At 66.0% G+C, this 26,723-nt stretch carries 13 protein-coding genes; 6 read left to right on the forward strand and 7 right to left on the reverse strand.

Going from position 1 to position 26,723, the window contains the following annotated elements; genetic code table 11:
* Window positions 1–208: 208 nt before the first annotated feature.
* From AC6RV7_RS08105 to AC6RV7_RS08120, 4 genes are all read left to right on the forward strand, one after another.
* On the forward strand, window positions 209–1,192 hold the full coding sequence (locus AC6RV7_RS08105) for a glycoside hydrolase family 130 protein (RefSeq protein WP_500093467.1): 984 nt from the start codon (window positions 209–211) through the stop codon (window positions 1,190–1,192).
* 143 nt (window positions 1,193–1,335) lie between these two features.
* On the forward strand, window positions 1,336–3,867 hold the full coding sequence (locus AC6RV7_RS08110) for a beta-mannosidase (RefSeq protein ID WP_500093468.1): 2,532 nt from the start codon (window positions 1,336–1,338) through the stop codon (window positions 3,865–3,867).
* A gap of 116 nt (window positions 3,868–3,983) precedes the next feature.
* Complete coding sequence (locus AC6RV7_RS08115; RefSeq protein WP_500093469.1) at window positions 3,984–5,522, forward strand: MFS transporter; 1,539 nt, start codon at window positions 3,984–3,986, stop codon at window positions 5,520–5,522.
* 381 nt (window positions 5,523–5,903) lie between these two features.
* The gene (locus tag AC6RV7_RS08120) at window positions 5,904–9,377 is read left to right on the forward strand and encodes a TonB-dependent receptor plug domain-containing protein (protein WP_500093470.1); all 3,474 of its coding nucleotides are present in this window, start codon (window positions 5,904–5,906) and stop codon (window positions 9,375–9,377) included.
* Window positions 9,378–9,471: 94 nt separating this feature from the next.
* On the opposite strand, the gene AC6RV7_RS08125 is transcribed toward AC6RV7_RS08120, so the two are convergent.
* Window positions 9,472–11,901 carry a hypothetical protein gene (locus AC6RV7_RS08125; protein WP_500093471.1) on the reverse strand — a complete coding sequence of 810 codons (2,430 nt, stop codon included), beginning with the start codon at window positions 11,899–11,901 and terminating at the stop codon, window positions 9,472–9,474.
* A 138-nt stretch (window positions 11,902–12,039) separates the two neighbouring features.
* Between AC6RV7_RS08125 and AC6RV7_RS08130 the strand changes: the two genes are divergently transcribed.
* On the forward strand, window positions 12,040–13,347 hold the full coding sequence (locus AC6RV7_RS08130) for an FG-GAP repeat domain-containing protein (protein ID WP_500093472.1): 1,308 nt from the start codon (window positions 12,040–12,042) through the stop codon (window positions 13,345–13,347).
* 2 nt (window positions 13,348–13,349) lie between these two features.
* Window positions 13,350–14,777 (forward strand): tetratricopeptide repeat protein, encoded by a 1,428-nt coding sequence (locus AC6RV7_RS08135; protein ID WP_500093473.1) that lies wholly within the window; start codon window positions 13,350–13,352, stop codon window positions 14,775–14,777.
* A 19-nt stretch (window positions 14,778–14,796) separates the two neighbouring features.
* Here AC6RV7_RS08135 and AC6RV7_RS08140 read toward each other — a convergent pair whose 3' ends face one another.
* The 6 genes from AC6RV7_RS08140 to AC6RV7_RS08165 all read right to left on the reverse strand — a co-directional run bounded on the left by AC6RV7_RS08140 (window position 14,797) and on the right by AC6RV7_RS08165 (window position 26,723).
* Window positions 14,797–18,423, reverse strand: coding sequence for a CRTAC1 family protein (locus AC6RV7_RS08140; RefSeq protein ID WP_500093474.1), 3,627 nt, complete (start codon window positions 18,421–18,423; stop codon window positions 14,797–14,799).
* A gap of 50 nt (window positions 18,424–18,473) precedes the next feature.
* Window positions 18,474–20,321 carry a thioredoxin domain-containing protein gene (locus tag AC6RV7_RS08145; protein ID WP_500093475.1) on the reverse strand — a complete coding sequence of 616 codons (1,848 nt, stop codon included), beginning with the start codon at window positions 20,319–20,321 and terminating at the stop codon, window positions 18,474–18,476.
* A gap of 57 nt (window positions 20,322–20,378) precedes the next feature.
* The gene (locus tag AC6RV7_RS08150) at window positions 20,379–23,675 is read right to left on the reverse strand and encodes a VCBS repeat-containing protein (RefSeq protein ID WP_500093476.1); all 3,297 of its coding nucleotides are present in this window, start codon (window positions 23,673–23,675) and stop codon (window positions 20,379–20,381) included.
* 18 nt (window positions 23,676–23,693) lie between these two features.
* Window positions 23,694–24,524, reverse strand: coding sequence for a hypothetical protein (locus AC6RV7_RS08155; RefSeq protein WP_500093477.1), 831 nt, complete (start codon window positions 24,522–24,524; stop codon window positions 23,694–23,696).
* A gap of 30 nt (window positions 24,525–24,554) precedes the next feature.
* A complete protein-coding gene (locus AC6RV7_RS08160; RefSeq protein WP_500093478.1) occupies window positions 24,555–25,808 on the reverse strand; it encodes a vanadium-dependent haloperoxidase in 1,254 nt (417 codons plus the stop codon).
* Window positions 25,809–25,952: 144 nt separating this feature from the next.
* Window positions 25,953–26,723, reverse strand: coding sequence for a LytR/AlgR family response regulator transcription factor (locus AC6RV7_RS08165; protein ID WP_500093479.1), 771 nt, complete (start codon window positions 26,721–26,723; stop codon window positions 25,953–25,955).

The raw sequence follows: 26,723 nt of genomic DNA on the forward strand, positions 1-26,723 counted from the left end.
GTATCAATTTCGGGGACAGCTGACCGCAACGCTGCTCGCGACGGCCAACGTGCGGAGAAGCGCTCTCAAAGACGATCCAACCAGTCTCCTTCCCGCTGACGCCGGGATTGGCTAGGGTGGGGTTCCGCGGCCGCCCTCTAATGGGAGAGCGCACAGAGCATTGTTTTGAACCGTAGGGCCGGCGGCCATCGGCGATCCCCTTCACCTCATGAAACTCACCATCGCGGGTCCCGCGATTCCCAACCTTCCGTGGCAGCCCCGCCCGTCGGGAAACTCCGACCTGGTCTGGCGTTACGATGCCAATCCCGTCATCGGTCGCCGGCCGCTGCCGCGCGTCACCGGCATCTACAACAGCGCCGTGGTGCCGTGGCAGGGCGGCTTCGCCGGGGTGTTTCGCACCGAAGGCATGGACCGCGTGCCGCACCTCCACGTCGGCCGCAGCGCGGACGGGTTTCGGTTCACGTTCGAGCCGAAGCCGATCGATTTTAAATGCGAGGATCCGGAGGTCCGCCGGCACGAGTTCGCCTATGATCCGCGGGTGACGCCGATCGACGGCGTTCACTACATCACCTGGTGCAACGGGTATCACGGCCCGACCATCGGCGTCGCGCGCACGACCGACTTCGTGAATTTCGAACAGCTGGAAAACGCCTTCCTGCCTTACAACCGCAACGGCGTGCTGTTTCCCCGCAAGTTCAACGGGAAGTTCCTGATGATGAGCCGGCCATCGGATACGGGGCACACGCCGTTCGGCGACATCTTCGTGAGCGAAAGCCCCGACCTGGTTTATTGGGGCAAGCACCGTCACATCATGGGCCGCGGCTGGCCGTGGTTTCAGGGCACGAAGATCGGCGCCGGCCCGTCGCCGATCGAGACGAGCGAAGGCTGGCTGTTGTTTTATCACGCGGTCACGCAGACGTGCAATGGCTTCGTTTATTCGATGAGCGCGGCGCTGCTCGATCTCGAGCAACCGTGGAAGGTGATCGCGCGCTGCAAGGAGGCGCTGCTCTGCCCGGAAGCGCCGTATGAGCTCAGCGGTTTCGTGCCGGGCGTATGCTTCCCGGTCGGCTGCCTCTGCGATTCGGCGACGGGGCGAACCGCGATCTATTACGGGGCGGCGGATACGTTTTCGGCGCTCTGTTTCTGCAACGCGAACGACATCGTGTCGTTCGTGAAGGAAAACGCGCTTTGATCTTTTTTCTCTCGACGTCCGGCGGGGCGGCTTTCGCTTCGCCGGACGTTTTTTCTCTCTCCCGACCGGTGCATTCACGCGCGGGCAGGCCTCCCCGCGGGAATGAAAGCCGGGCGCCCCACTGACCAATCTTCGATCGATTCATGTTTTCCCACTCCCTTTCCGCGGCGTCGTGGCAGTTTCGCGACGCCACCGTTCGTTCGCGATGGCGGGCTGCCGTCGTCCCGGGTTGCGTCCACCGCGACCTGCGGCGTCACGGGCTGATCCCGGACCCGTTTTGGGGCACGAACGAGCTGCAGCTGCAGTGGATCGAGGAACGGATCTGGGAGTATCGCGCGAGTTTTCGCGTGTCGGCCGCATTACTGGCGGAGGAAAAGCTGGAGCTCGTCGCCGACGGCCTCGACACGGTGGCGACGGTATGGGTGAACGGCCGCGAAATCGCTCGGACCGACAACATGTTCGTCGGCCATCGCTGGGACATGAAGGACCTCGTAAAGCCCGGTCGCAACGAGATCCTCGTGCGGTTCGATCCGGCGATGGACTACATCCGCCGCGAACGCCGCGACCACCAGCCGCGGGAGTTCAACGATCCCGTGGGCCGCTGTTCCGTGATCCGCAAACAGCAGTGTCAGTTCGGCTGGGATTGGGGGCCGCGTTTTGTGACGGCCGGCGTCTGGCGCGATCTGCGGCTGGAAGCGTGGACGGGCAACCGGCTCGACAGCGTGCGCGTGCGGCAGACGCATCGCGACGGCCGCGTGACGCTCCTGCTCGAGCCCGAGCTGGCGCAGCACGATCCGGCGGCGCGTTGCCGTTGGACGTTGCAATGGGAGAACCCGGCGGCCGCACCGGTTTCAAAACCGGCGAAACGAAACACCGGCGCCCAAAAAGTCGCCGCGCTCGCGCTGAGCGGCGAGGGCACGGAGATCGTCGTCGAGACGCCGCAACTCTGGTGGCCTCATGGCCACGGCGCACAGCCGCTTTACCGGCTCGATGTCGAGGTGCTCGGCGCGCGCGGGCAGACGATCGGTCGCTGGTCGCGGCGGATCGGGCTGCGCACGATCAAGCTCGACCGGCACGCGGACGAGTGGGGGGAATCGTTTCAATTCGTGGTGAACGGTCGGCCGCTGTTTGCAAAAGGCGCGAACTGGATCCCGGCGCACAGCTTCGTGGCGGGCCTCTCGCGTCGCGATTATGAGCGCGATCTGCAGAGCGCCGCCGAGGCGAACATGAACATGATCCGCGTCTGGGGCGGCGGGATCTATGAGAGCGAGGAGTTTTACGATCTGTGCGACGAACTCGGCCTGCTCGTGTGGCAGGACTTCATGTTCGCCTGCACGATGTATCCGGCGGACAAGACCTTCCTTGCCAGCGTGGGCGCCGAGGCGGAGTATCAGGTGCGGCGGCTGCGGCATCGCGCCTGTCTGGCGTTGTGGTGCGGCAACAACGAGATCGCCGCGCTCAATGCGCCGGCGCTGGCCAGCGAGGATGCGCACGCGGGCTACGAGGCTTTGTTTCACGAGACGCTGCCGGCCGCGGTGCGCGAGGCGGGCGCGGACACCGATTACTGGCCGAGCTCGCCATGGCGCGGGAATTACGACCGCGATCACGCGGCCGGCGAGGCGCGCGGCGACACGCATTTCTGGGATGTCTGGCACAGCCGGCATCCGGTGAGCGATTACGAGAAGTATGCGTTTCGCTTCGTGTCGGAATTCGGCATGCAGAGCTTCAGTTCGCCGGCCACGCAGGCGACCTTCTGCCCGTCGGACGACACCAATGTATTCGGCCGCTCGATGGAGACGCATCAGAAGCACCGCGCGGGCAACCAGCTCATTCTCGATTACGTCTCGCGGCTGTATCGTTTCCCCAAAAACCAGGAGGCGCTGATCTATCTGTCGCAGATCAACCAGGCCTACTGCATGGAAACCGGCGTCGAGCACTGGCGCCGCAACATGCCCCGCTGCATGGGCGCGCTGTATTGGCAACTCAACGACTGCTGGCCGGTCGCGTCGTGGAGCTCGATCGAATTCACCGGCCGGTGGCGCGCGCTGCATCATCTCGCGCGGCGCTTCTTCGCGCCCGCGCTCGTGTCGGCGCAGGTCGTCGGCGAGGAAACCACCACCATCGGCAACTACCGTCGCAACACGGTGAGCGCGGTGCACGTCTACACGGTTTACGATGCGCCGGAGGCGCGGCGCGGCGTGCTGCGTTGGGACGTGTTTCACCTCGATGGTCGCGTGCTGCAACGCGGACGGAAGGCGGTGGCGCTGCGCTACGGCGAAAGTGTGCGGCAGACGACGGTGGACCTCGCGCGCGTGCTGAAGCGTCATTCGCAGGATCGCGTTTACCTGCGCCTGGCGCTCGATCTCGACGGCGCGTGCGTGAGCGAAGAGACGGTGTTTCTGACCGCGCCCCGCTTCATCGACCTGCCGAGGGCGAAGACGAAAGTGACGATGAAGCTCGACGCGCCCGGTCGCGCGACGCTCACGTTCGAGTCGACGGCGTTCCAGCACCGGTTCGCCTTCGATCTCGCCGGCCTCGATTTCCGCAGCAGCGACAATTTCTTCGATCTGTATCCGGGCGAGCGACGCGTCGTGAGCGTGCGCTACGAAGGCCGGGCGGACCTGCGCCGGTTGCGGCGCGCGCTGACGTATCATTCGCTGATCGACACGTATTGAACCCGCCGGTCGCCACCAGATTTGCGATGGGAAAGACAAAAAACACGCCGGATTTTTTCCATTGCCTCCACCGGTGACTCCGCGCGGGCTTCTGCTCGCCCCAATTCAGCCCCTCCATGCAAGACGCCCCGACCCCCGTGACCTCTCCGGAGGTGACTGCCCGCGCTGACAAGGTCCCGACCGGCCAGAAACTCGCCTACGGCCTCGGCACGTTTCACGACATGTGGGGCCACTGGCTCTACCCGAACATCGGGTTCCAGGTGTTCAACATCTTCCTCGGCGTCGCGCCGTGGCTGATCGGGCTGGCGCTGTTCGCGAACCGGGTGTTCGACGCGATCGCGGATCCGCTGTTCGGCTGGATCTCGGACAACACCCGCACCCGCTGGGGCCGCCGGCGGCCCTTCATCCTCGTGGCGGGCGTGCTCGGCGGATTGTGTTTTCCGCTGCTGGTGGCGGTCGGACCGGGGTGGGGCACGACCACGATCTTCGGTCACGAAATCTCCAATTATTTCTGGTTCATGATCGGTTCGTCGGCGCTGTTCCTGCCGATCATGAGCGCCTTCAAGGTTCCCTTCGACTGCCTCGGCGCCGAGCTGACGCCGGACTATCACGAGCGGACCAGCGTCTGGTCCTACCGCAACGGCGTGCAGAAATTCGCGGAGCTCGGGTTGTTCTTCGCCGCGCAGTTCATGACGATGGCGGTGTGGGTCGGCGCGACGAGCGACGATGTGTGGAATCGTATCCATTTGTTGCTGACAACCGGATCGGCCTGGCTGGCCGCGCCGGAAGGCACGAAGCCGAACATCCTGCTCGGCGCGCAGGTTTACTGCACCGTGCTCGGCGTGCTGATGGCGGTCGCGTCCGTCGTCATGTTTTTCACCGTGCGCGAGCGTTATTACGCCAAGGTAGTGGCGAAGCAGGAGAAGGTGAAGCTGCGCGAAACCCTGTGGCAGACGTTGAAATGCCGGCCGTTTCGCATGCAGCTGCTGATGAAGTTGCCCTATGCGATGGGCACGAGCATGGTGGGCGCCCTCGGTTACTACGACACGGTTTACTACGTGTGCCGCGGCAGCCTCGGCGAAGGCGCGGTGTGGAATTTCCGCATGGGCATCTCCGGGATGGTGTTCGGATTCCTGGGGATCCCCGTCTTCGCCTTCATCGCCCGCCGGCTCGGCAAACGGCACGCCGTGATGTTCATCCTCAGCACGGCGATCGCGGTGTTCGCGGCGACGTGGTGGTTGTACAATCCCTCCATGCCGTGGCTGCAGATCTTCGCGTCCGGACTCATCGCCTTCACCGGCGCGGGCTTCTGGATGATGGACGGATCGATCCGCGCGGATGTGATCGACTACGACGAATTGCAGACCGGCAAGCGCCGCGAAGGCGCGTTCACCGCCTGCGATTCGTGGATATCCAAAGTGGGCATGGCCGTGGGCGCGGGAGCCTCGGGCATTATCCTGAGCCTGACCGGATTCGACGCGGACCTCGGCGGGGCGCAGAGCGAGCGCACGCTGTTCATGATTCGTTTCCTGCTCGCGGCGGTCCCGATTGCCGGCATCTCCGTCGGCTTGCTGATGATCTATTTCTTCCCGTTGACGCCGCAGAAGATGGCGGAGATCCGCCGTCAGCTCGAAGCGCGCCGCGGCGCCGTCTAGGATTCGACTTCCGCGCGGTCGCGCGCGATCCTCGGCGCGGAAATGCAGGCATGTCGCCCGGGAAATCATCCTTAAGCGCCGCGCGAAAACCTCGCGCGCATAGGGGCAAATATGCCGGTTTTACCTCTGAAAAGAGCCGAAAACCGAGCGAAGCGGTTCGGCAATGTAACTCAATCACGGGGTAACTGAACTCATTCCCATTAGTTATCTCACCAGCTATAGTCGCCGCGCTTCTGGGCGGCCCCCCGCTGGCCTGAGGCGACGCTTCCTAGAGGCGTCAAGTCCCCACCCTAACACCCTAAATCCCCCATGAAACGCGTATCCGCGTGGACGTGTGCCGTCATGGCTACGTCCACGGTTTGTCTGATCGCAGCGCCCCGAATGCTTGCTCAAGCGGCGCCGGCTGGCAGCGAAACCGACCAGGAGGCGGTGCTGCTGTCTCCCTTCGTCGTCGAAGCGTCCGAGGACTCCGAAGGCTACTCCGCCAAGGCCACGTTGGCCGGCACCCGTGTGCGCACGGAACTGAAAGATGTCGGTTCGGCCATTTCGGTGATCACACCGAAGTTTCTCCAGGACACGAACTCGAGAAACAGCGCCGACCTGCTGGTCTACACCACCGGCACCGAAGTGGCCGGCCAGGGCGGCAACTTCACCGGCGCCGGCGATGCCGCCGTGCTGGACACGACCGCCTATACGAGGCCCGTGGCCAACACCCGCGTCCGCGGTCTCGCCGAGGCCGACAATGTGCGCGACTTCTTCCTCACGGACATCCCGTGGGATTCCTACAACGTCGGTCGCGTCGACCTGCAGCGCGGCCCGAACTCGATCCTCTTCGGCATCGGCTCGCCGGCCGGTATCATCAACAGCAGTACGAACTCGGCGGCGTTCAAGGATTCGAACAAGGTCGACGTTCAGGTTTCGTCCTTCGGTTCGTATCGCGGTTCGCTGGACCTCAACAAGGTCATCCTGAAGGACCAGCTTGCGATTCGTTTCGCCGCCCTGCGCGACGATACGAAGTACAAGCAGGAGCCGGCCTATCGCGACGATCACCGTATCTATGGCGCGGTGCGTTTCGATCCGCAGATCTTCAACAAGGGCAGCGCGCACACGTCGTTCCGTGCGAACTTCGAGCAGGGCACCGTGCACGCGAACTATCCGCGGCTCACGCCGCCGATGGACGCGATCACACCGTGGTTCACCTCGATGAACAAGCTGACGCACACCTATCAGGACATCAGCAACATCACGAACAACACCCGGCCCGACTTCAGTCCGTGGGTCGGCAGCGCGGGCAACCGCATTTACGACGGCGTGATTTCCATCTTCGACAATCAGGATGCGAGCGAACAGAGCCGCATGATTGGCGCCGATGTGAAAAACGTCCCCGCCACCACCGATTCCTCCGCCAACAACACCATCAACGGCTCATGGCGCGGCATCGTGTTGTACAACTCCTACGCGCAAAACGTGCGCACGCCGGGCTATGCGATCCAGCCGTTCAAGGCGAAGTCGCTGACCGATGCCTCGATCTTCGATTTCTACAACAACCTCATCGAGGGCGACAACAAGAAGAACTTCAACCGCTTCAAGGCTTACAACCTCAACCTGTCGCAGACCTTCCTCGACAACAAGATCGGCTTCGAACTCGCCTACGACAACCAGTGGTCGCAGTGGGGCTGGCGGAACTTCATTTCCGGCGACGCCGCGGCGATCACGGTCGACATCATGAACACCTATGTCGACGGCACGCCCAACCCGAACGTCGGCCGCGCCTACATCGTCGGCGGTGGCGGCTCCGCGGGACAGGGCATGCAGGAAAACCGTCGCGAGTCGTTGCGTGGCACGGCGACCGCCGAGCTGAATTTCGGCGATGTTCTCGACCGCAAGGACACGCTCACCGAAATCCTCGGCCGTCACGTGTTCACCTACAGCGGCGCCAAGCAGCAGCTCGATGCCCGCCAGCTGAGCACGGTCAATTGGTACACGACCGGCTTCGCGCCCACCGACGGCAATTCCGTCAGCCAGGCGAGCCGCGACGACACCACCATCACCTATCTCTCCGGCGACCTTCGCAGCGTCGGTTCGCCCGCCGGCCTGCACCTTGGCCGCATCAACGCCATCCAGGCGCCCACCGGCGGCACCATCCAGCAGTGGAACACGACCAAGCGTGCGATCGACAACTACACCGTCGGCATCAAGAACACCGGCGACATCTCGGTCGACGATCTGTCGCGGGATTACACCCAGGCCAGGAAGTTCCGCGATATCATCAATTCGGATACCTTCGTCTGGCAGGGTTACTTCTTCGGCGGTAACATCGTCCCGATGATCGGCTGGCGGCGTGACATCGCCGAGAACTTCGATGCCGGCAACCCGGCGAAGGACCGCGGCGTCGTGACCAATCTCAACGATCCCGAGTGGCGCCTGCCTACCGGCCAGCTCGAGAACGCGACCGGCGCCAACGGCGAGCGCATCTATAACATCGTCTCGGGCCAGACGCACACCTGGTCGATCGTGGCGCACGTCCCGCAGGGCTGGCTCCGCCATGTCCCGGGCGGCTGGGGTGCGCGCGTGTTCTACAACGAGTCGCAGAACTTCCAGCCCGACGCCTCGCGCCTCGATCTCGAGGGCGGCCACATCCCGTCGCCGACCGGCGAGACGAAGGACTACGGCGTCGCGATCAGCGCGCTCAACGACAAGATCATGCTCAAGGTCAACCGCTACGAGACGCGCGTGAACAACGCCACGCTCAACGGCGGCGGCATCGGCAACATCTACCTGATCGGCGCCGGTGAGGCTTGGGGCCAGCAGGCAGCGATCAACTACCGCAATGCGATCAACGCCAACACCGTGGGCACCGGCCAGGCCGGCACCGTCTACGGCACGATCCAGTCCGGCACCTACGCCGGCAAGGTCGTGCACTGGGAACCGCACGCGTCGGAACACGTCAACCCGAACGACTTCAGCGTCGTCGATCCCGCCAGCGGCAGCGTTTACACGCAGGCCGGTCTCATCCGCGTCTACCAGGAGGAGCTCGCCGCCGTCGACGACTGGTTCAAGCACCAGGTCTCCGAAGGCTTCCAGCGCGCCTGGGGCATGAGCGACTACGGCAAGGCCGCGACGGTCACCAGCCCCACCGTTGATCCCGGCAGCAGCTGGAGCCAGAACACCGTGGCCGTCACCGGCGACACCTTGTCCAAGGGAACTGAATACGAGTTGATCGCCAGCCCGCTGCCGGGCCTCGACATCTCGTTCAACGCTTCGAAGACCGACGCCCGCCGCCTCAACATCGGCAAGGCGTATTCGGACTATCTCGACCAGCGCATCAAGGACTACGCCGGCCCGATGGGCGACATGCGCATCTGGGGTGGCGGCAACTGGTTCGAGGACGCGAAGACCGACGGCACCACGCGCTACAAGTTCAACAACGAGGTGCTCGGCAACTACAAGCTGGCCCTCGCGCTCAACAACAGCACCGTGCCCGAACTGCGTCCGTGGCGCTTCAACGTCACCGCCAACTACGCCTTCCGCGACGGCCTCTTCAAGGGCGCCAACGTCGGCGGCAGCTATCGCTGGCAGGATCGCCAGGTGGTCGGCTTCCAGCTGAACGACACCCTCGACGGTTACGACGTGAACAAGCGCTGGTATGGCCCGACCGAAGACGCGTTCGACTTCTGGATCGGCTACGGCCGGAAGCTCACGACGCGCATCAACTGGCGCATCCAGCTCAATGTGCGCGACCTCTTCGCGTCGAAGACGCTCATCCCGATCACCGTCCAACCCGACGGCTCGCCCGGCACTTACCGAATACCGGAACCCCGGGTGATCACGATCTCGAACACGTTCGAGTTCTAAACCGGGATTCCTCGCTTCGTTTCTTCGTCCGGCGGCTTCGGCCGCCGGACTTTTTTGTGCCGCGAAACCGCGCCGGCGGCGCTCGCGCCAGACGTCACAACCGCTGCCGCAGCTCGGGCGGCAGCAGCTCGCGAGCGAGCGATCGCAGCGTGGGATCGGCGACCTCGAGGCCGGCGCTTTTGCAGAAAATCTGGAAGCGCCACAGCGTTCCCGTCGTCAACGTGCGGATACGTTCCGCATCGATCTGCGCGAGGCAGCGTTTCGCTTCCTCCACCGCGCGCTCCCGATGCCGCGCCTGCGCCAGCACGAGCACCAGGCTGATCCGTCGATCCCATGGGAGCTGCCGGAGCGCGGCGGGCGTCGCGCGCGAGAGAAGTTCGTCGGCCGCGCGCGCGAAGCCCTCCCGGTCGCCCGCGATCGCTGCGATCTGCGCCAGCGCCGTCAACGCACTCAGATTCGCCGGGTAACGACGAAGTTCCGCCGCCATCGCGTCCGCGGCGGCGGCACGTCCCGTTTCGAGAAAGTATTCCGCCATCCGGCTCGCCGCAATCGGCTCCGGTTGCTCCGTCGTCACCGCAAACACCGACACCGACAGCCCCTCGCGCCCGGAGATTTTCGGCAGGCCGTAAGGCCACGGTCGCAGCCAGTTCGGCAGTGCGAAGCGGTGCAGCACTTCGACGAACGCATTTTCCGGCATGCCCGTGCCCATCCGCGCAAACTCGTCCAGAAACGGATCCCACGAGGGCACCACGATCGCGTCGAGCCCGCGGCTGCGGCAAAGTTCGAGCGTTTCGTTGCGCGACGTCGCACTCGCGATCCGCACCGCCGCGGCGACGCCGGCGTGATTTTCCGGAAACAGCGTGACCACACCGCGCAGGCCGCCGTGAAAAATCAGCGACATCGTGAGGTCCGGCGGCGCGAGCACGACGCTGCGGTCCCCCGCGGCGCGCTGTGCCAGCCAGTGCGCCAGATCGCGTTCCACGAGTCCCTGCACCTCCAGGTCGGAAAGCGTGAGCTCCGCGCCGGAATCCCGCACCGGCCGCTGCTGCCAGAAACCGAAGAGCAGCGCGACCAGCCACGCCATCCCCAACAACAACGGTCGCCACCGTCGGCGTGACGACGCAGCGGACGGTGCCAGCAGCACCGGCACGAGACAGAGGAGAAGCGCATCCACCACCGTCCAGGCTCGGAGTTGGAAACAGGCGATCGTCGTGACGGCGAGCAGCGGCCCCGACCCGATCAGCAACGCCGCGCGAGTCGATGGATCTTCCTGGCGACGCACTGCCCGCCAGAGCGCCACCGGCACGAGCACGAGCCAGGGAAGAATCGTCGCCCAAAATGCTCCATCGCTGCCCGATCGCGTCAGCCAAGCCGCAAAACTCGGCGCCGCAATGCCGCCCTGCAGCAAGGTCAGCCGGGTCGCAATCGGATCGTCCGCGAGCCAGCGGTGGTCGCCCGACCACACGAACGCAACGGGCGCGAGCGCGACCAGCAACAGCGCCAAGCCTCCGCGTCCAAGTAGTCGGCCGCGCGGCGGAGCTCGGACCGGAGACAACGCCACGGCGAACACATCCAGCAGTTCACCCGCGCCCCACCACGCGAGTGCAAAAACCGGATGATGAGGCCCGAAGTCCCAACCGATGCGATCGGGGTAGTTTTCAGCCGAATACGTCAACAGCGTCGCTGCACAGCCGACGAGTCCCCACCAGCGCCAGGGCAACGCGCGCCCCTCGCGACCGCGGGAAAGCCACGCCGCGTTACCTGCACCCACGACGATACCGGCCAGCACCGGCCATTGAAGGTCGGCATTGGTCCACAGACCGATCGCGCCGGAGATCGCCGACAATAGGAACCAGACCCGTTTCCGTCGTGGCGACCACAGGGCTCCGGCGTGCACGACCGCGACCAGCGGCAGCACGGTCATCGTGACGCAGAGCAGAGCAAGCGCCTGACGATCGGGGGCGCCCGCGAGAAAGGCGCCGCCCAGCGGAAACAGCGCCACCGTGCCCAGCGCCACGCACGCTGCCGCCCCGCGCCCGAAAGCGAGCGCCGCTAATCCCGTCGCGCCGAGCAGCAGGATCAGTTGCAGCAGCGGATCGGACCAAAGCGCGGCGCGTTCCGCGGCGAGCGGAAGCGCGCGTCCGGAGAGCAGGTGATCGCCCCAGGCAACCGCGGCCAGCCACCCGCGGTAGTTGGACGGCTGCCGCACGTCGCGTCCCCACGGCGCGTTGTCGTAATCGACGCGCCGCACGCGCCATTCGCCGTTCGCGAGCAGCTGCTGCGTTTGCAGGATCCATTGATAACTTTCGTTGGCGTGCTCGGGAATCAACAGCGTGCGAAGGCCGTTTGCGTAGCCGGTCGGCGAACTGGCGTCCCTGGCCGGCGGATCGACGGACCAGAAAGGGAGCTGTGTGAGCTGCTCGATGCGTTCGACGCGGCTGACGGTGATCCAAAGCGACAGAACAATCGCGAGCGCCGGAGCCAGCAGCCAGACATGTCGCGGAAACCGGAAGGGAAGGCGCATGAGCGGGCGGGGCGGGGTGCGCGGAATCAACCGGTAGCGCCGGGCGGATGCAAGCGTCCTTCGGCTCTCACCCGAGCCTCGTTCACGACTGCGCCGGAGTTGCCATTTGCGGCGAGGCTCGCGACAAAAATCGCGTTCATGAGCTTCGTCGCCGGCCCCTCCGCGTTGCGCCTTCGCTTCTCGTTTCCGTTCATCGCGACATCGTTCGCGGTTCTCGTCGGATTCAGCGGTTGTGAGCGATCGCAACCGGCGACGAGTTCGCCGCGCGCAGCCGCGAGCGCACCGGTCGAAGACCTCGGACGTTTCACGCCACAGCCGATCGGCGCGGGCGTCGAAGGGAAACCGTGGATCTCTCACGTTGCGATCGCCGACCTGGATCGCGATGGCTTGCCCGACGTCCTCGCGTGCGACGATCGCGCGCGGGCGGTCACGTGGCTGCGGCAGGTTTCGCGCGGCAAGTTCGAAGAGAGCACGCTCGCCGACAACCTCCCCGCGCCGGTGCATGTCGACGCCGTGGATTTCGACGGCGACGGCGACCTCGACCTGCTCGTCGCGTGCATGGGCGAGGTGTTTCCCAACAACGACAAGATCGGCTCAGTGGTGGTCCTCGAAAACGACGGCCGGCAGGATTTCACCCGGCATGTCCTGCTCGAACAAGTCGCGCGCGTGACGGATGTCCGCGCGGGAGATTTCAACGGCGACGGCCGACTCGATCTCGCGGTCGCGCAGTTTGGTTATGACCAGGGCGAAATCCGCTGGATGGAAAATCTCGGTGATTGGCAGTTCAAGAGCCACAACCTGCTGAACCTCTCCGGGACGATCAATGTGCTCGTCACAGACTTCACGGGCGATGGCGCGCCGGACATCGTCGCGCTCGTGTCGCAGCAGTGGGAGGAGGTGTATTTGTTCGAGAATGACGGCCGGGGAAACTTCACCAACAAGATCATCTTCGGCTCGACCAATGAGGACTACGGCAGCAGCGGGATTTCGCTCTGCGACCTGAATCGCGACGGCCGCCCCGACGTGCTCTACACCAACGGCGACGGCTTCGCCTACGCCGATCCGGGACAGCGCCCGTGGCACGGCCTGCAATGGCTGGAGAATCGCGGCCACGGTCTGTTCAAGTTTCACCGCATCGGCAACGTGCCGGGCGCCTACAGCCCGGTGGGCGTCGATCTCAACGGCGACGGTGCGACGGATATCGTCTGCACCAGCGGTTTCAACGACTGGACCAAGCCGAAGGCCGTCGCGCTCGTCGGGTTCATCAACGATGGCGCGATGAATTTCACGCCGCACCTCTACGCCTACGAACCGACGCAACTGATCGCCTGCGCCGCGGGCGACCTCGATGGTTCGGGTCGCATCTCGATCGTGACAGGCGGATTCTATTCGTATCCGCCGTTCGATCGCATGAGCCGGATCACGTTGTGGCGGCCGCAGCCCTGAGCATGAAAACGAAACCCGTGCTCGTTGGTCTGGGAGCGGTCCTGGTCGCGGCGTTGCTGGTCGTCGCGGGCGCGAAGTGGCGCGAGCACACCCGGATCGCCGCCAGTCTGCCGCCGCGGCCCGAACTGACCGGTAAACCCGCGGACCTCGTTGAACGTATCGACGAATCGGATGCAGAAGCGCGCGACTTTACGGGCGCGCGCACGGCGCTCGCGGAATTGAGCGGGCTTTATCACGCCAACGGGTTTCTCGCGGAGGCGCTGCAGTGTTATGCGATGCTGCGCGAGATCGAACCGCGCGAAGCCCGTTGGGCGCATCTGGCCGGATCCTTGCTCGCGTCCGCCGGTCGTCTCGACGAGGCGGAGCCGATGTATCGGCGCGCGACCGAACTCGCGCCCGATTATCTGCCGGCGTGGCTGCGGCTCGGCGACGTGCTGTTGAAAGGCAATCGGACGACGGACGCGGCGCAGGTTTACACCGATGTGCTCGCGCGCTGGCCGGAGCAGCCGTATGCGCTGCTGGGTCTGGCGCGCGCCGCGATCGCCGGACAGAACTGGACGGAAGCGCGCGCGTGGTTGCGGCGCTCGATCGCCGCGGATCCGGAGTTTGTCGGCGGCCTGTCGCTGCTTGTGACCGTGGATGAACGTCTCGGAGAAAACGCCGAGGCGGCGGCTTTGCGCGAACGGATCAATCATCGCGAATTCGTCGATCTCGAGGATCCATGGGCGGAGGCGCTGCTCGATGACTGCTACGATCCGTATTATCTCAGTGTGGCGGCTGCGGTGGCGGTTTTCCGCGGTCAGGCCTCCGTCGCCGAACGCTGGTTGCAGCGCGCGATCGCGCTATCGGATTCGCCGGCGCCGTATCACCGGCAGCTCGGCAAACTTTACTTCACGGACAAAAGTTATCCCGCCGCCCGCCGGAGCTTCGAGGAGGCGACGCGCCTCGCGCCGACCGACAGCGACGCGTGGGCGATGCTCGTGAACCTGCTGCTCGCGATGAGTGAACGCGCCCAAGCTTACCAAACCGTCGCGCGAGCGCTCGCGCATTGTCCGGAATCGCGCGCGCTGCATTTCGCCTACGGGCGCATGCTCAACGAGGATGGACGTTTTGCGCAGGCAATCGGCGAGCTGCAGGAGGCGAAACGTCTTGGCCCCGGCGAGTCGAACGCTTACGTGGAACTTGCACAGGTGTATTTTCGGCGGGGCGAAATCGAAGCGGGCCTCACGGAAATGAAGGCAGCCCTGGGGGTGCAACCGGATCATCCGCTCGCGCTGGTCGTGCTCGCGCGCGATTCGGTTCGTCAGGGCGATCGCACCGCGGCGGAAAGCTGGATCCGGAAAATGCGCGGCGCGGCGCGTGTGCGGCCGGAAGATCTGACGCTCGTGCTGGCGGAGTTTCGCGATCGTTTCGGACGCGAGGCGCCGTGAGCCGTGGAGCGGCGCGCCGTCAGGGAGGCGTGGAAGCAGCGATGACGAGATTCTTCGCGTCTTCGGGGATGGCGTGCTCGGTCGCCGTTCCGTCCGGCCATCGGATGCGAAGTTGACGCGGCCGGTTGGTGTCTTCGTATCCGAAAAATAACTCCGCGCTCGACTGGCTGTAGTAGCCTGAACCCGCGCTCACTTGGGCGACCTGGCGGGCGCCATCGGCGAGGCTGAGCGTCAGCACTGCGCCGATTGCGGTCGGGTTGCCAGTGGGGCCGCGCAGTCGAACTCCAAACATCCGGCCGCCGGGAACGCCACGATTCCGAAACGTGAGCGTCGGTGCCTGGTTGCGGGTGACGAAAAGATCCGGTCGGCCGTCGCGATCGAGGTCGGAGACGACGAGGGCTTTGGCATCGCCGCGGACCACGATGCCGCTGTTCGCCGGCGGCACCGCATCGAAGCCGCCGCGCCCATCGCCGCGGAGCAGTTGCCCAAGTCCGCCGTCGAAGCGACCGATCACGGGTGCGGGCGCGTAGCTGTTCTGCACCGCGCACAGATCGGCGCGTCCATCGCCGTCGAAGTCCCCGGCCACGAGACCTTGCAGCGGCGCGATCTGCGCCACGCGCGGCAGCGGCGCGAAGCGAAAGCGGCCCGGTCCCTCGCTAAGGAATACGCCGCTCCGCAATTCGGTGATCGCGAAGCGATCCGCGGCCGCGAGTTTCTCGCGTCCGACAATCTCCTCCAGCGACGCGCGCGCATAGGCGTCGTTGCGCGGAAACTGTTTCAAGATCGCCGGGAGCGCGGAGCGCAGATCGCGCCGGCTGCGACGCGGAAAGAGTTTCTCGCCTTGGTAATAGCCTTCGATCAACGACGGCGCGCCGCCCTCGGCTGGCGTGAGCGCGAAGAGCAGCGCGGGATGCGTGGCGTCCGCGCGGTAGGGCGTGTTGAGTCCGAGATTGCCGACCGCGTAGTCGAGGTGGCCGTCGCCGTTGAAGTCTGCGCAGGCGAGAGAGGTCCACGCGCCGGTGCCGGCTTCGGCAAAACCGGCGCGGCTCGTCCAATCCTCGAAGCCGCGACCGCCGGCATTGCGGAGACAGGTCACCTGGCCCCACTCGAGCGTGAGCAGCAGGTCGGGCCAGCCGTCTTCATCGATGTCGGTCCACAGCGCACTCGTCACCAGACCGATCGAGCGCAGCCTGGGGGCGAGCGCGTCGGTCACATCTTCGAAACGGCCGCCACGATTAAGCCAGAGCGCACTGGCCGGCGGGAAGGGGTATTCGCCGGGTGAAACGCGTCCGCCGATGAAAACATCGAGTCGTCCATCGCGATCAACATCGGCGATGGCGACGGCACCGGCGCTTTCCCGAAATGACGGCAGCGCGTCGATCGCGGCGCGAAGCCCGCCGGCGCCGTCGCTAAGAAACAGCTGCGGCTGGTATTCCGGGGAGCCGGACGGGTAGGCACTGCCGCCTTTCGTGATCAACACGTCCGGCGCGCCGTCGGCATTCGCGTCGAACATCGCGACCGGTCCGTCGTTCACGGCATTCGGGTGCTCGCTCCCGAAATTGCCAACTGGCGCGAACGCATCGGAATCGCTGGCGATGAGCAAACGCGCGGGATCGCGGGGCGTGCCGCCGAGAAGAAGGTCGTCGCGATCGTCGCCATTCAGATCCGCCACGGCGAGCGCGGGTCCGCGACGATTCTGGCGAAACGGCAGCAGCGGTTGCATCGCGAGTTCGTCGATCGCGTCCTCGCGCGCCGTCAGCGAAAATCCGATCTGCTGGCTGATCTCCTCGAACAGCGTTTCGGCCGCAGCCGGCGCGGACGTTGATGCTGTCAACCCGGCGTTGGTCGGTTCGGTGACGACGTAGCGCGCGCCGGCGGCGAGATTCTCGAACGTTTGCACCGTCCCGTTAGGCCATGTGACGGTCAGGCGTTGCACGACGGTATCGTCGCCCAGACCGAAATGCGCGATCGGCTCGCTGCTGGACATGTAGCCGCGGGCAAGTCCGATGGTGCGCACCTGCGGACCGCGGGCGGTGTCGATCCGGATCGTCGCCCCGACGCCGAAACGATTCGAACGCGTGCCGCGCAGCGCGACGACGAGCCGCTGGCCCGTGGCGCTGTCGTTGCGCAGCACGGTCGCGCCCTGCAGAAAATTGGAGAACACGAGGTCGAGATCGCCGTCGCCGTCGAGATCGCCGAACGCCGAACCGAAGCTGACGCCCTTTTGATTCAGGCCCCAGGCGGCGCTCACGTTTTCGAACTGCAGGTCGCCGAGATTGCGGAAAGCGAGATTCGGCTCCGCGAGAATCGGGCTGTTGCGCGCGATGCGCACGCGATCCAGCGCGCTTTCGGTGCCCATGAGCCGCTGCAGGAGATCGGTGTTGTGGATCTCGCGGTGCATGCCGTTGGTGACGTGGAGGTCGATCCGACCGTCGTTGTCGAGGTCTTCGAACCGCGGGCTCCAGGTCCAGTCCGTCGCCTCGAGTCCGGCCAGGCGCGCGGCTTCCTGGCAGACGCCGAGACCGGTGTTGAGATAGAGGGCGCTCCAGAGGTAGTTGGGCGCCGCCGAGGAGGCGTCGCCCGGCTCGCGGGCGCGGCTGCGACTGTCGGCCATCGTGCGCTGGTCCTTTTCGTGCGAGCTCGCCGCCATGTCGGCGACGAGCAGATCGAGCCGGCCGTCGTTGTTCACGTCGCCGAGATCGGATCCCATCGCGGAGAAAGGCAGGTGCGGCACGGCGGCGTCGATCACGTTCGTAAACGTGCCGTCGCCATTGTTCCGATACAGGAAATCGGGCACCGCGAAATCGTTGGCGACGTAGAGATCGGGCCAGCCGTCGCCGTTATAGTCCCACCAGGTCGCCGAGTTGCCCTGCGTCGGCGCGGTGCTCAGGCCGGCGGCGACGGTGACGTCGGAGAACGTGCCGTTTCCGTTGTTGTGGAAAAGATAGTCGCGCTGCCCGAGCGGGCTCTTCGCGTTGTCGAGCAGGTTGGTTTGAAGGAAAACATCCAGCCAGCCGTCGCGGTCGTAATCGCAGAACGCGGCCATCGTCGACGCATCGGCGACGGCGAGACCGGCGGCGGCCGCTGCCTCGCGGAACGTGCCGTCGCCCTGGTTGAGATAGAGGAGGTTGGGCGCGGCGAAGCGGCAGACGTAAAGATCGAGCCGGCCGTCGTTGTTGACGTCGGCAAACGTGGCGCCCTGTTTCCAGATTCGGGCGGCATCGCCGCGATCCTCGACGCCGGCGCGCGCGGTCACGTCCTCGAATTTCCAGTCGCCGAGATTGCGAAACAGGCGGCAACTCTCGGTCTTGCTGACCACGAAGAGATCCGGCCGTCCATCGTCGTCGTAATCGCCGATCGCGACGCCGGTGCCGATCGGGCCGACTTCAAATTCATGATACAAGTCGCCCCACATCCGCGGATCGGCGTAGCGATTTTCGGTGACGATGCCGGTTTGCTCCGGCGACAACTCGGCAAAAAGCGTGGCGCCGCGCGGAGCGCTCGGGGAAGCGAACGGCTGGCGCACCAGAAGTGGGGCACCGGTTTCCGCCACGGCGTGAGGCTGGAGAAGCGCGATCGCGAACCCCCAAAGGGGAAGACACCGCAAACCGGGGCTTGGCCTGCGGGCGGGGGAAGGGGCGGCCATCGGCAGCGATTGGAGGACCGCGTGCGACCGAGTCAAGGGCACTGCCGCGCTCAGCGCGTTGGAGCCGCGTGGGACTGCAACGCGAGCAGCAGATCGCCGGCGAAACCTTCGGCGGCCGCCCGATATTCGGCAGCCGCGGCTCGCGCGAGCAGGTTGCTCGTGTCGCCGGTGGCGCGATCGAGTGGCGAACTCGAAGCCAAAGCGAGCAGCGCCAGTGCTTCGGCCCGAGGGGATTCGCCGGCCCGCGGCGCGGTGGCATAGACGCGGCCCCACAGGTCGGGACCGGCCTCGGCAGGGACTGCGTAATAGCGGCCGGTTTCGCGATTCAGATAGGCGGCGTTGCCGCGGAGCAGGAGCTTGGTGGCGAGTTCTTCGGCGGTGCGATCGTTCATCGCGGTGGCGTAGGTCACGAGGCCAAGGGCAACGCCGGCGTAGTCCGCGGCACTGGCGCCAAAGCTGCGACCCGCCAGGCGAAGCAGCGCGCCATCCTTATCGAGCAGCCGCTCGCGCAGAAATTGGAACTCGGCTTTCGCGGCGGCGGCGAGCCGGTGGTCGCGCATTTCGGCGCCGGCGCGCGCGAGTGCCGCGAGGAATAAACCGTGGACGCCGCTCGGCGCGGCGTCGTCGAGCAGGGCGGGTGCGCGGCGGTCGCGTTCCTGGACAAGTTTCGCGCGCGCGCCGGCGAGGGCGGCTTCGGCTTTGGCGTCGACGACGGCCCGATAGAGAAGGTTTTTGCCGGCGACCGTGAAACCGGGGAAGGCGTCCGCGTCGATGTTCCCGTTCGCCGTCACGCCGTAAAGCCGCGAAAGCGTCTCCGCGTCATCGGGGGCGAGGCGCTTGATATCGTCGGCGGTCCAGAGCTGCGCCTCGATTTGCTTCTCGTTCGTGAGATCGAGCGCGGCGGCGAGATCGCCGTCGGGGAGTCGCAGGCGGTCGAGCGCAAACGTGAGCGCGTCGCGCGCGGCGTCGGCGAAGGTCGCGTCGCCGGTGAGTTGCGCGGCGTCGAGGCAGGCGAGCGCGAGCCGCGCCTGATCGACGAGCGTTTTCTGGAAATACGGCTGGCGCCAGGCGGCGTCGACGGCGTAGCGGAAAAAGCCGCCGTCGAGCGGATCGCGGACCGCGCTGTTGACGATCGCGCGCAACGTCGTGACGGCCATTTCTCGACCGTTCGGTTCGCGCAAAAGGAAACGCAACAGCTCCGGCTCGGGATGTTTGGGCGGCTCGGAGAATCCGCCGTTCGCGGAATCGAACGTTGCGCTCAGCGATTGAATTGCTTCGTCGATCAGTTCCTTGATTTTCGGATCGTTCGGCGGCGGTGGCAGCGCGGCGGTTTCGCTCTTAATCGTGGCGACGACCTCGGCGGCTTTCGCGCGCTGGGCGGCGGGATCCGTAACCCAGCTCGCGGCGGCGCGACGCGCGACGGTGCTGAAACCTTCCTTGCCCCATTCGTCGGTGGGGGGGAGGTAGTTGGCCCCGTCGAACGGCTGCAGCTCCGGCGTGAGCCAGAGGTTGAGGGGGAGGCCTTTGAGCTGACGCGTCTGCGTGTAACTCTGATAAAGCTCGGCGAGGTCCGGCCGCTCCTTGGCGTCGACGAGCACGCACACGAACGTCTCGTTGAGAAACGCAGCGGTGTCGGCGTTCGCGAACGTCTGCCGGAGGGTGGCGCGGCTCAGCTCGCTCGTTTGCAGGCCGATCGCGAGGAAGATCGGTTTGGCCTCCGCTTGCGCGCGGGAAAACGTGGCGGCGTCCCAGTTCATCCACCGGACTGGAGTCGCGGCGCCGGCGCGCAGGAAGGGGGAGGGCGCGGGCGCGAGATCGGCGGCGGACGCGGCCGCGACGACGGGCAACACGGCGGCGAGGGCGAGAATGCGACGCAGAGGGGCGGTCAGCTTACGCATGTGGTCAGGCTGCCGAACTTCGGCGCACGATAAATAAAAAACTGGCGGCGATGCGGATCAGCGCGGCTGCGACGTGAAAAGCAGCAGCGGGCCTTCGCAACGCGCGACGACGAGCGCGTCGGCCTGCGAGCCGGCGAGGGGCAGCGCGAGCGCGGCGCGCGCTTCGCCGGTGACCACGATGCCGGAATCCGCCGGAGAAACGGCGCGAAAACGGCCGCGCCCGTCGCCCTTCAGCAGCAGGCCGAGGCCGCCGTCGAAACGCCCGGTGTTGGGCTCGGCGCTGAAGTCGTTTTCGGCGCAGAACAAATCGAGGTGGCCGTCACGGTCGAAATCGCGGGCGACGATGGCGTTGATGGGGGCGATCTGCGCGGCGCGTTCGAATGGCCGAAACGCAAACGTGCCGTCCGGCTGCTGGAAGAAGATACCGCTGGCAAGTTCGGTCGCGACGAGCTTCTGCGCGCCGGCGAGACGCTCGGCGTCGAAGATGTCCTCGATCGTCGCCTGGGAGAAGGCCTTGAACGTGCGGAATTTTTTCGTGAGCCAGGGGAACGAATACGCGAGTTTGCTGCGGCCGCGCACGGGATAAAGTTTTCCGTTTTCGTGGTGTGCTTCCACGATCTGCGACTTGCCGCTGCCGTCGAGATCGCCGGCGAAGAGCACCGCGGGTTCTGACGGGGAGGCGCGATATTTCGTATTCAGGCCAACATTACCGGCGACGAGGTCGGTGCGGCCGTCGCCGTCGACGTCGAGCGCCGCGACGGTGCGCCACCAACCGGTGTGCGCGGCGAGCCCGAGCCGGGCCGTGATGTTCTCTAGGCCCGACCCGGTGTTGCGGAAAACCGTGATCGCGCCCCAGTCGAGTGCGAGGACGAGATCGGGCCGGCCATCGCCGTCGAGATCGGACCACGTGGCGCCGGTGACCATGCCGACGTCGCGCAAGCCCGGCGCGAGCTGCTCGGTGGCGTCGATGAAGCGGCCGCCTTCGTTGCGGTAGAGGAAGCTGCGCGGGGTTTCCGGATAGCGGCCCGGAACGAGGCGGCCGCCGACGAAAAGATCGATTTTTCCGTCGCCGTCGAAATCGGCCGCGGCGCTGGCGCAGGTGCTTTCGGCGTCGGCCGGCAGGATGTCGGCCCCGGCGAGCGTGAACGCGCCGCGTCCGTCGTTGAGGTAAAGCCGGTTTTGGAGACGCGCATCGCCGCGCTCGGCCTCGACGCCGCCGGCGGAGATGAAGAGGTCGGGATGGCCGTCGTTGTTGGCGTCGAAAAAGAGCGCGCCGGTGTCGTCGCATTCCGCGGCCGACGCCCAGGGTTGCGAAGGTGCGGGGGCGAACGCGCCATCGGTTTGTGCCAGCCAGAGCTGGCCGGGTTGTCCGGAAGAACCGGATACAAAAAGATCGGCACGGCCGTCGCCGTTGACGTCGGCTGAGGCGAGGGCGGGGGCGAGCCCGTTGAAGCGGCGCGGGAGCAGGCGTTGACGGCCGAACTCGTCGAAACGGCGCAGGGTGGCGGTGCGATTCAATCCGTGCTTGGCGGCGGCTTCGGTGAAGAGAGCGTCGGCGCGCGCGGGCGCGGCGAGCTGTGCGGGCGGCGGTTTCGGCGCGTCGGCGGCGGGATCGGGTTCGCGGATGGTGAGGAGGCGATCGGCGGGAAGCTGTTCGAGCACCTGCGTTTGCCCGGAGGGCCAGCGGACGGTGAGCCGGTCGATGCGTTGGTCGGAGCCGAGTCCGAAATGGATGAGCGAGGGTTCGCTGGAGGTGATGCCGCGCTGAGGATAGAGCTGGCGGATCTGTCGGCCGGACGCGGATTCGATCGCGATCTCCGCGCCTATGCCTTCGGGATTCGCGCCGCGGCCGGCGAGGCGGATCATCACGCGATGGCCGTCCGTGGTGTTGTTGCGAACGATGGTGGGCGGCTCGTTGTAGTTGGAGAACACGAGATCGAGATCGCCGTCGTTATCGAGGTCGACGAGCGCGCAGCCGAAGCTGGCGCGCGGTTGCGTGAAACCCCACTCGGCGGAGACGTCGGCGAACGCGAGCTGGCCGAGGTTGCGATAGGCAAGCGGCGTTTCCACGCGCGGCGGCGCGTTTTTCCAGACGGCGGCGCGCGCGGCGAGCGTGGGGGCGACGTTCTGGCGATCGACGAGGTCGGCGTCGATGAAGTTGCGGATCATGCCGGTGGTGAAAAACGCGTCGACACGGCCGTCGTTGTCGAGGTCGCCCAGTCGCGTGCTGAACGTCCAGCCGGTCGCCTCCATGCCGGTGAGATGCGCGATCTCGGAGTAGCGATCCGTGCCGGTGTTCAGGTAGAGCGCGTTCCACATGTATTGCGGGATGAGCTCGGAGACGCGCTCCATTTCCCAGAGCCCGCGGCCGATCTCTTCCATGCCGGTCATGAACTCGGCGTGATTGCGATCGCGCATGTCGGTGATGAGAAAGTCGACGAGGCCGTCGTTGTTCACGTCGCTCGCGTCGGCGCCCATGGAGAAATACGTGACGTGCGGCAGGCGCGCATCGACGACGTCGACGAAGGTGCCGTCGCCCTTGTTCAGGTAGAAGCGGTCGGGCGTTTCGAAGTCGTTGGCGACGTAGAGATCGGGCCAGCCATCCTGATTGGCGTCGAACCACATTGCGGTGTGGCCTTGCGTGAGGCCCCAGATGCCGGCGGCGGCGGTGACGTCGACGAAGCGGCCGTGTCCGTCGTTGCGAAAGAGGTAATCGCGTCGGCCCTGCGGAGATTTCGAGAAATCGAGGATGTTGGTGACGAGGTAACAATCCAGGAAGCCGTCGCGATCGTAGTCGGCGAACACGGCGTGGACGGACGCGTCGCGGATATCGAGGCCCCAGGCGTGCGCGGATTCGGTGAATGTGCCGTCGCCGTTGTTGATGAAGAGGAGATTCGGCGCGTCGTAGCGGCAGACGTAGAGGTCGGGCAGGCCGTCGCCGTTGATGTCGGCCGCGGTGGCGCCGGTCTTGTTCCCCGGTTCCGCGCAGGCGACGCCGGCGGGGACGGCGACATCGAGGAACTTGAATGGCGCGACTTGGCGGTAGAGCGCGCACGGGCCGTTTTTCGAAACGGCGAAGATGTCCGGTTGTCCGTCGAGATCGAAGTCCGCGGCGACGATGCCGGTCTCGACGGCGCCGAGCGTGAGCTCGCGGAAACGGTCGCCCCACATGCGCGGGTCGTCGAAGACGTTGGGCACGGTAACGTTCGTTTCCTCGGGTGTGAGGCAGGTGAACGCCTTCGCGCCTTCGGGCGCGGTGCGCGGCCGCAGCGGCAGGGCCGTGTAGCCAGCCGAGGCGGCGAAGAGGGCGGGACCGAACAGGGCGAACGTGACGGGGGCGAGGGACTTCAACATGAGGGGGAAGGGCGAAAATCAGGCGACCGCCGGCGGCGCCAAGTGCGGGGCGAGGGTAGCGCGACGTCGACGGAAGAGGAGAACGGCGAGCGCGAGCGGAGCGGCGTAACTGCCGGCGCGTTCAACGACCTCCCAGATCGGGGCGCCGGCGGCGAGGAAAAGCGATTCGCTGGCAAGCTTCCAAAGCGCGATACCCACGAGCAAGGCGGGTCGTGGGAAAACCACGACCGCGGCGGCGAGCGCGAACTCGAAAGCGCCGACGAAGGCGACGGTGCCGGCGGGGCTGTCGGCCCATAGCGCCCGATAGTGTTCGGTGAGGCCCGGCTTGCTCGTGAAAAGCCCAAGCCCCGCGTGACCGACGAGCAGCGTGGCGGTCGTCAGCCGGAGCGTCCACGCGAGTCGCGTGAGCGTTGCGGGGTCGAGCGTTTCGGCGAGACGTGAAAACGAAATCCGCTCGCGGCCCAACATCATCAGGAACGCCAGCGGCACGCCGTAGTTGCCGGCGCGTTCGAGCGTTTCCCAGAATGGCTCGCCGGCAAGCGGACGGCAGAGGGCAGTCCACGTGGCCCACAACACCGCCCAGGCGAGCAGCGGGCGGCTCGGCCGAATCAGCGCGATGACGCCGATGGCGATGTCCATCGCGCCGATCCACGGCATCAGCGCCCACGCGAGCGGTTCGCCGATCCCGCCGACGGCGAAATACGGCAGCCAGGCGGATTTGGTGATCACGCCGAATGCGCCGTGGCCGATGAAACAACCGGCGACGCCGACGCGCAGGATCCACGCCGCGAGCGACACACGCTCTCGCGCCATCGCCGGAGCGGCCGAAGGGATCTCACGCGAGCTCATCGCGAAGCGGGCAACGGACGGCGACCGCGCTCAGCGCGGCAGCAAGGCGTGGGCGAAGATCCAGTCGGCGACCTTCAGGCCGGCTTTCTGACCTTCGAGATTGTCGGACATCACGTGGATGCCGCCCCAGACGCGACTCATGCCGACTTCTCGGCGGACATCGGAAAGCTTGCTGAATTTGCGCACGGCACCGGGCAAACCGTCGGACGTCACCGTGAGCTCCATGTCGTCGGTGCCGAAATACAGCTCGAGGATCCGCGACATCGCGGCCGTGTAGGTGCTGTGGCCGGAGGTGTAGGACGGAAACGCGGGCGAGGCCATGTTGGGGATGAATTCGGGGTTGGCCTTCGCGTGCGGATTGATGTTGGCGGCGACTTCGCGGATCGCAGTTTCCGGGCGCCAGGTGCTGTAGAAAAACTTCGTTTCCCAGCACGCGATGCCGGAGTCGGCGCCGGCGATGTTGAGCAACGCGAACAAGCGCGCGGTCTCGAGCGTGGAAAGCGGGCGACTGCGAACGATGTCGGTGGCGATGACGTTCCAGTGGCCGGGCGGCGTGGCGGAGCCGAGGTCGTCGGACCAGAACGGCGTGGCGAGCGTCTGGTATTCGGTGCGCTCGGCATTGTCGCGCGGACCGACGCGGTTCACGTAGGCGATCTCCTCGGCGTATTCCGCGGAGTCGACCGGGTGCGGCGGCGGAGCGCGAAACTGTGACGACGACTCGAGGACAAACGGTTTCACTTCGCCGAGGCGAGGCGTGACCGCCGGCCGGAAACCGGGAGGCGTTTCGCGCCACTTGCCGGGCTCGGTGCTGTTGTAGTTGCGATCGCCGGCCGGCAGGGCGGCCTTGGCGCGCTCGGCGAGGACGAGCTGCGCGACGTGTTTGCCCCAGGCGAGACCGGCCTCCTTGGCGGCGCCGTCCGGAATCGCAGCTAGCGCTTTCTGGTAGGCGGTTTGAATATTGTAGGGGTTGGCGCCCTTGCCCCAGAGCTCGTCGAGGACCGTGTAAGCCGCACCGGCGATCGCCGCATTCTCGTCGGCGCCGGCGGGCGCGCGTTCGTTGACGCTCCAGCCGCGATAGGTCTGCGAGAAGCCGTTGAGCGCGTCGAAAATCGCGACGTGAAACGTGGCGAAATGGAGCGCGGCGATCGGCGGGGGATTGCGCGACAATCGGGTGGTGTTGATGACCTGCTCGTTCCAGTAGAGGACCGGATTATCCGTGGCGCGCAGGGCGCAGGCGACGAGGGCGGCCAGGAGGATGCTGACAATGAAGCGTGGGAGGCGCATGGGAGGAAAGGGGCGCGGCAGGGGTGGGGCCGCGTGGGGGAAAAGCCGGCGAAGATTGGGCATTCGCGCGGCGGAGCGAAATCGTTTTGGGGTGAAGCGCCCGCAGAGCGGGGCCAATTGCCGTCGTCGCGCGGGCTCTGACACTCAGGAGCCGCTCGCGATGAACTTTTCCAGCTGGCCCCGTTGGCCGCGGCTCAGCGGCAGGCGGGTGCCATTGCGGAGCACGACCGTGTAGTCGCCGTGAGCGGTGGGCTGCAGTTCTTTCACCTGTTCGAGGCGGACGATCGCCGAGCGATTCACGCGGGCAAACTCGGGGCCGAGGCGTTCCTCCAGAGACGTCATCGTGTCGCGTAGCATCAATCGCGAGCCCTCGGCCAGATGAAGCAGGACGTAGTTGTCGGCGGCTTCGGCCCAGACAATTTCGTCCGGACGGAGGAAAACGACGCGTCCGTCTGATTTGAAGGCGAGACGGGTCGGCTTCCGGGTGGCGGGAGTGGCGTCGGCGAGGAGGGTTTCCAGCTTGCGGTTGAGGTCGCCGGCGCGGCGGGCGCGCAAGTATTCCGCGGCGCGGTCGAGGGCGGCTTTGAAACGCTCGGTGTCGAAAGGCTTGAGGAGGTAATCGATGGCGTTGACGCCGAACGCATCGACGGCGAAGCGATCGTGCGCGGTGACAAAGATGATCGCCGGTCGGTCCTCGGCGGGCAGCTCGCGGGCGACTTTCAAGCCGTCGGCGCCGGGCATCTGCATGTCGAGGAGCACGACGTCCGGTCGCTGCTCGGCGATGGAGGCGAGGGCGTCGGTGCCGTTGGTGCATTCGCCGACGATCTCGACGTCGGGATATTGGCGCAGCAGCGCACGGATCCGTTCGCGGGCGAGGGGTTCGTCGTCGACGATCAGGAGGCGCAGCTTGTTCAT

This window comes from Opitutus sp. sgz309028 (assembly GCF_059821195.1).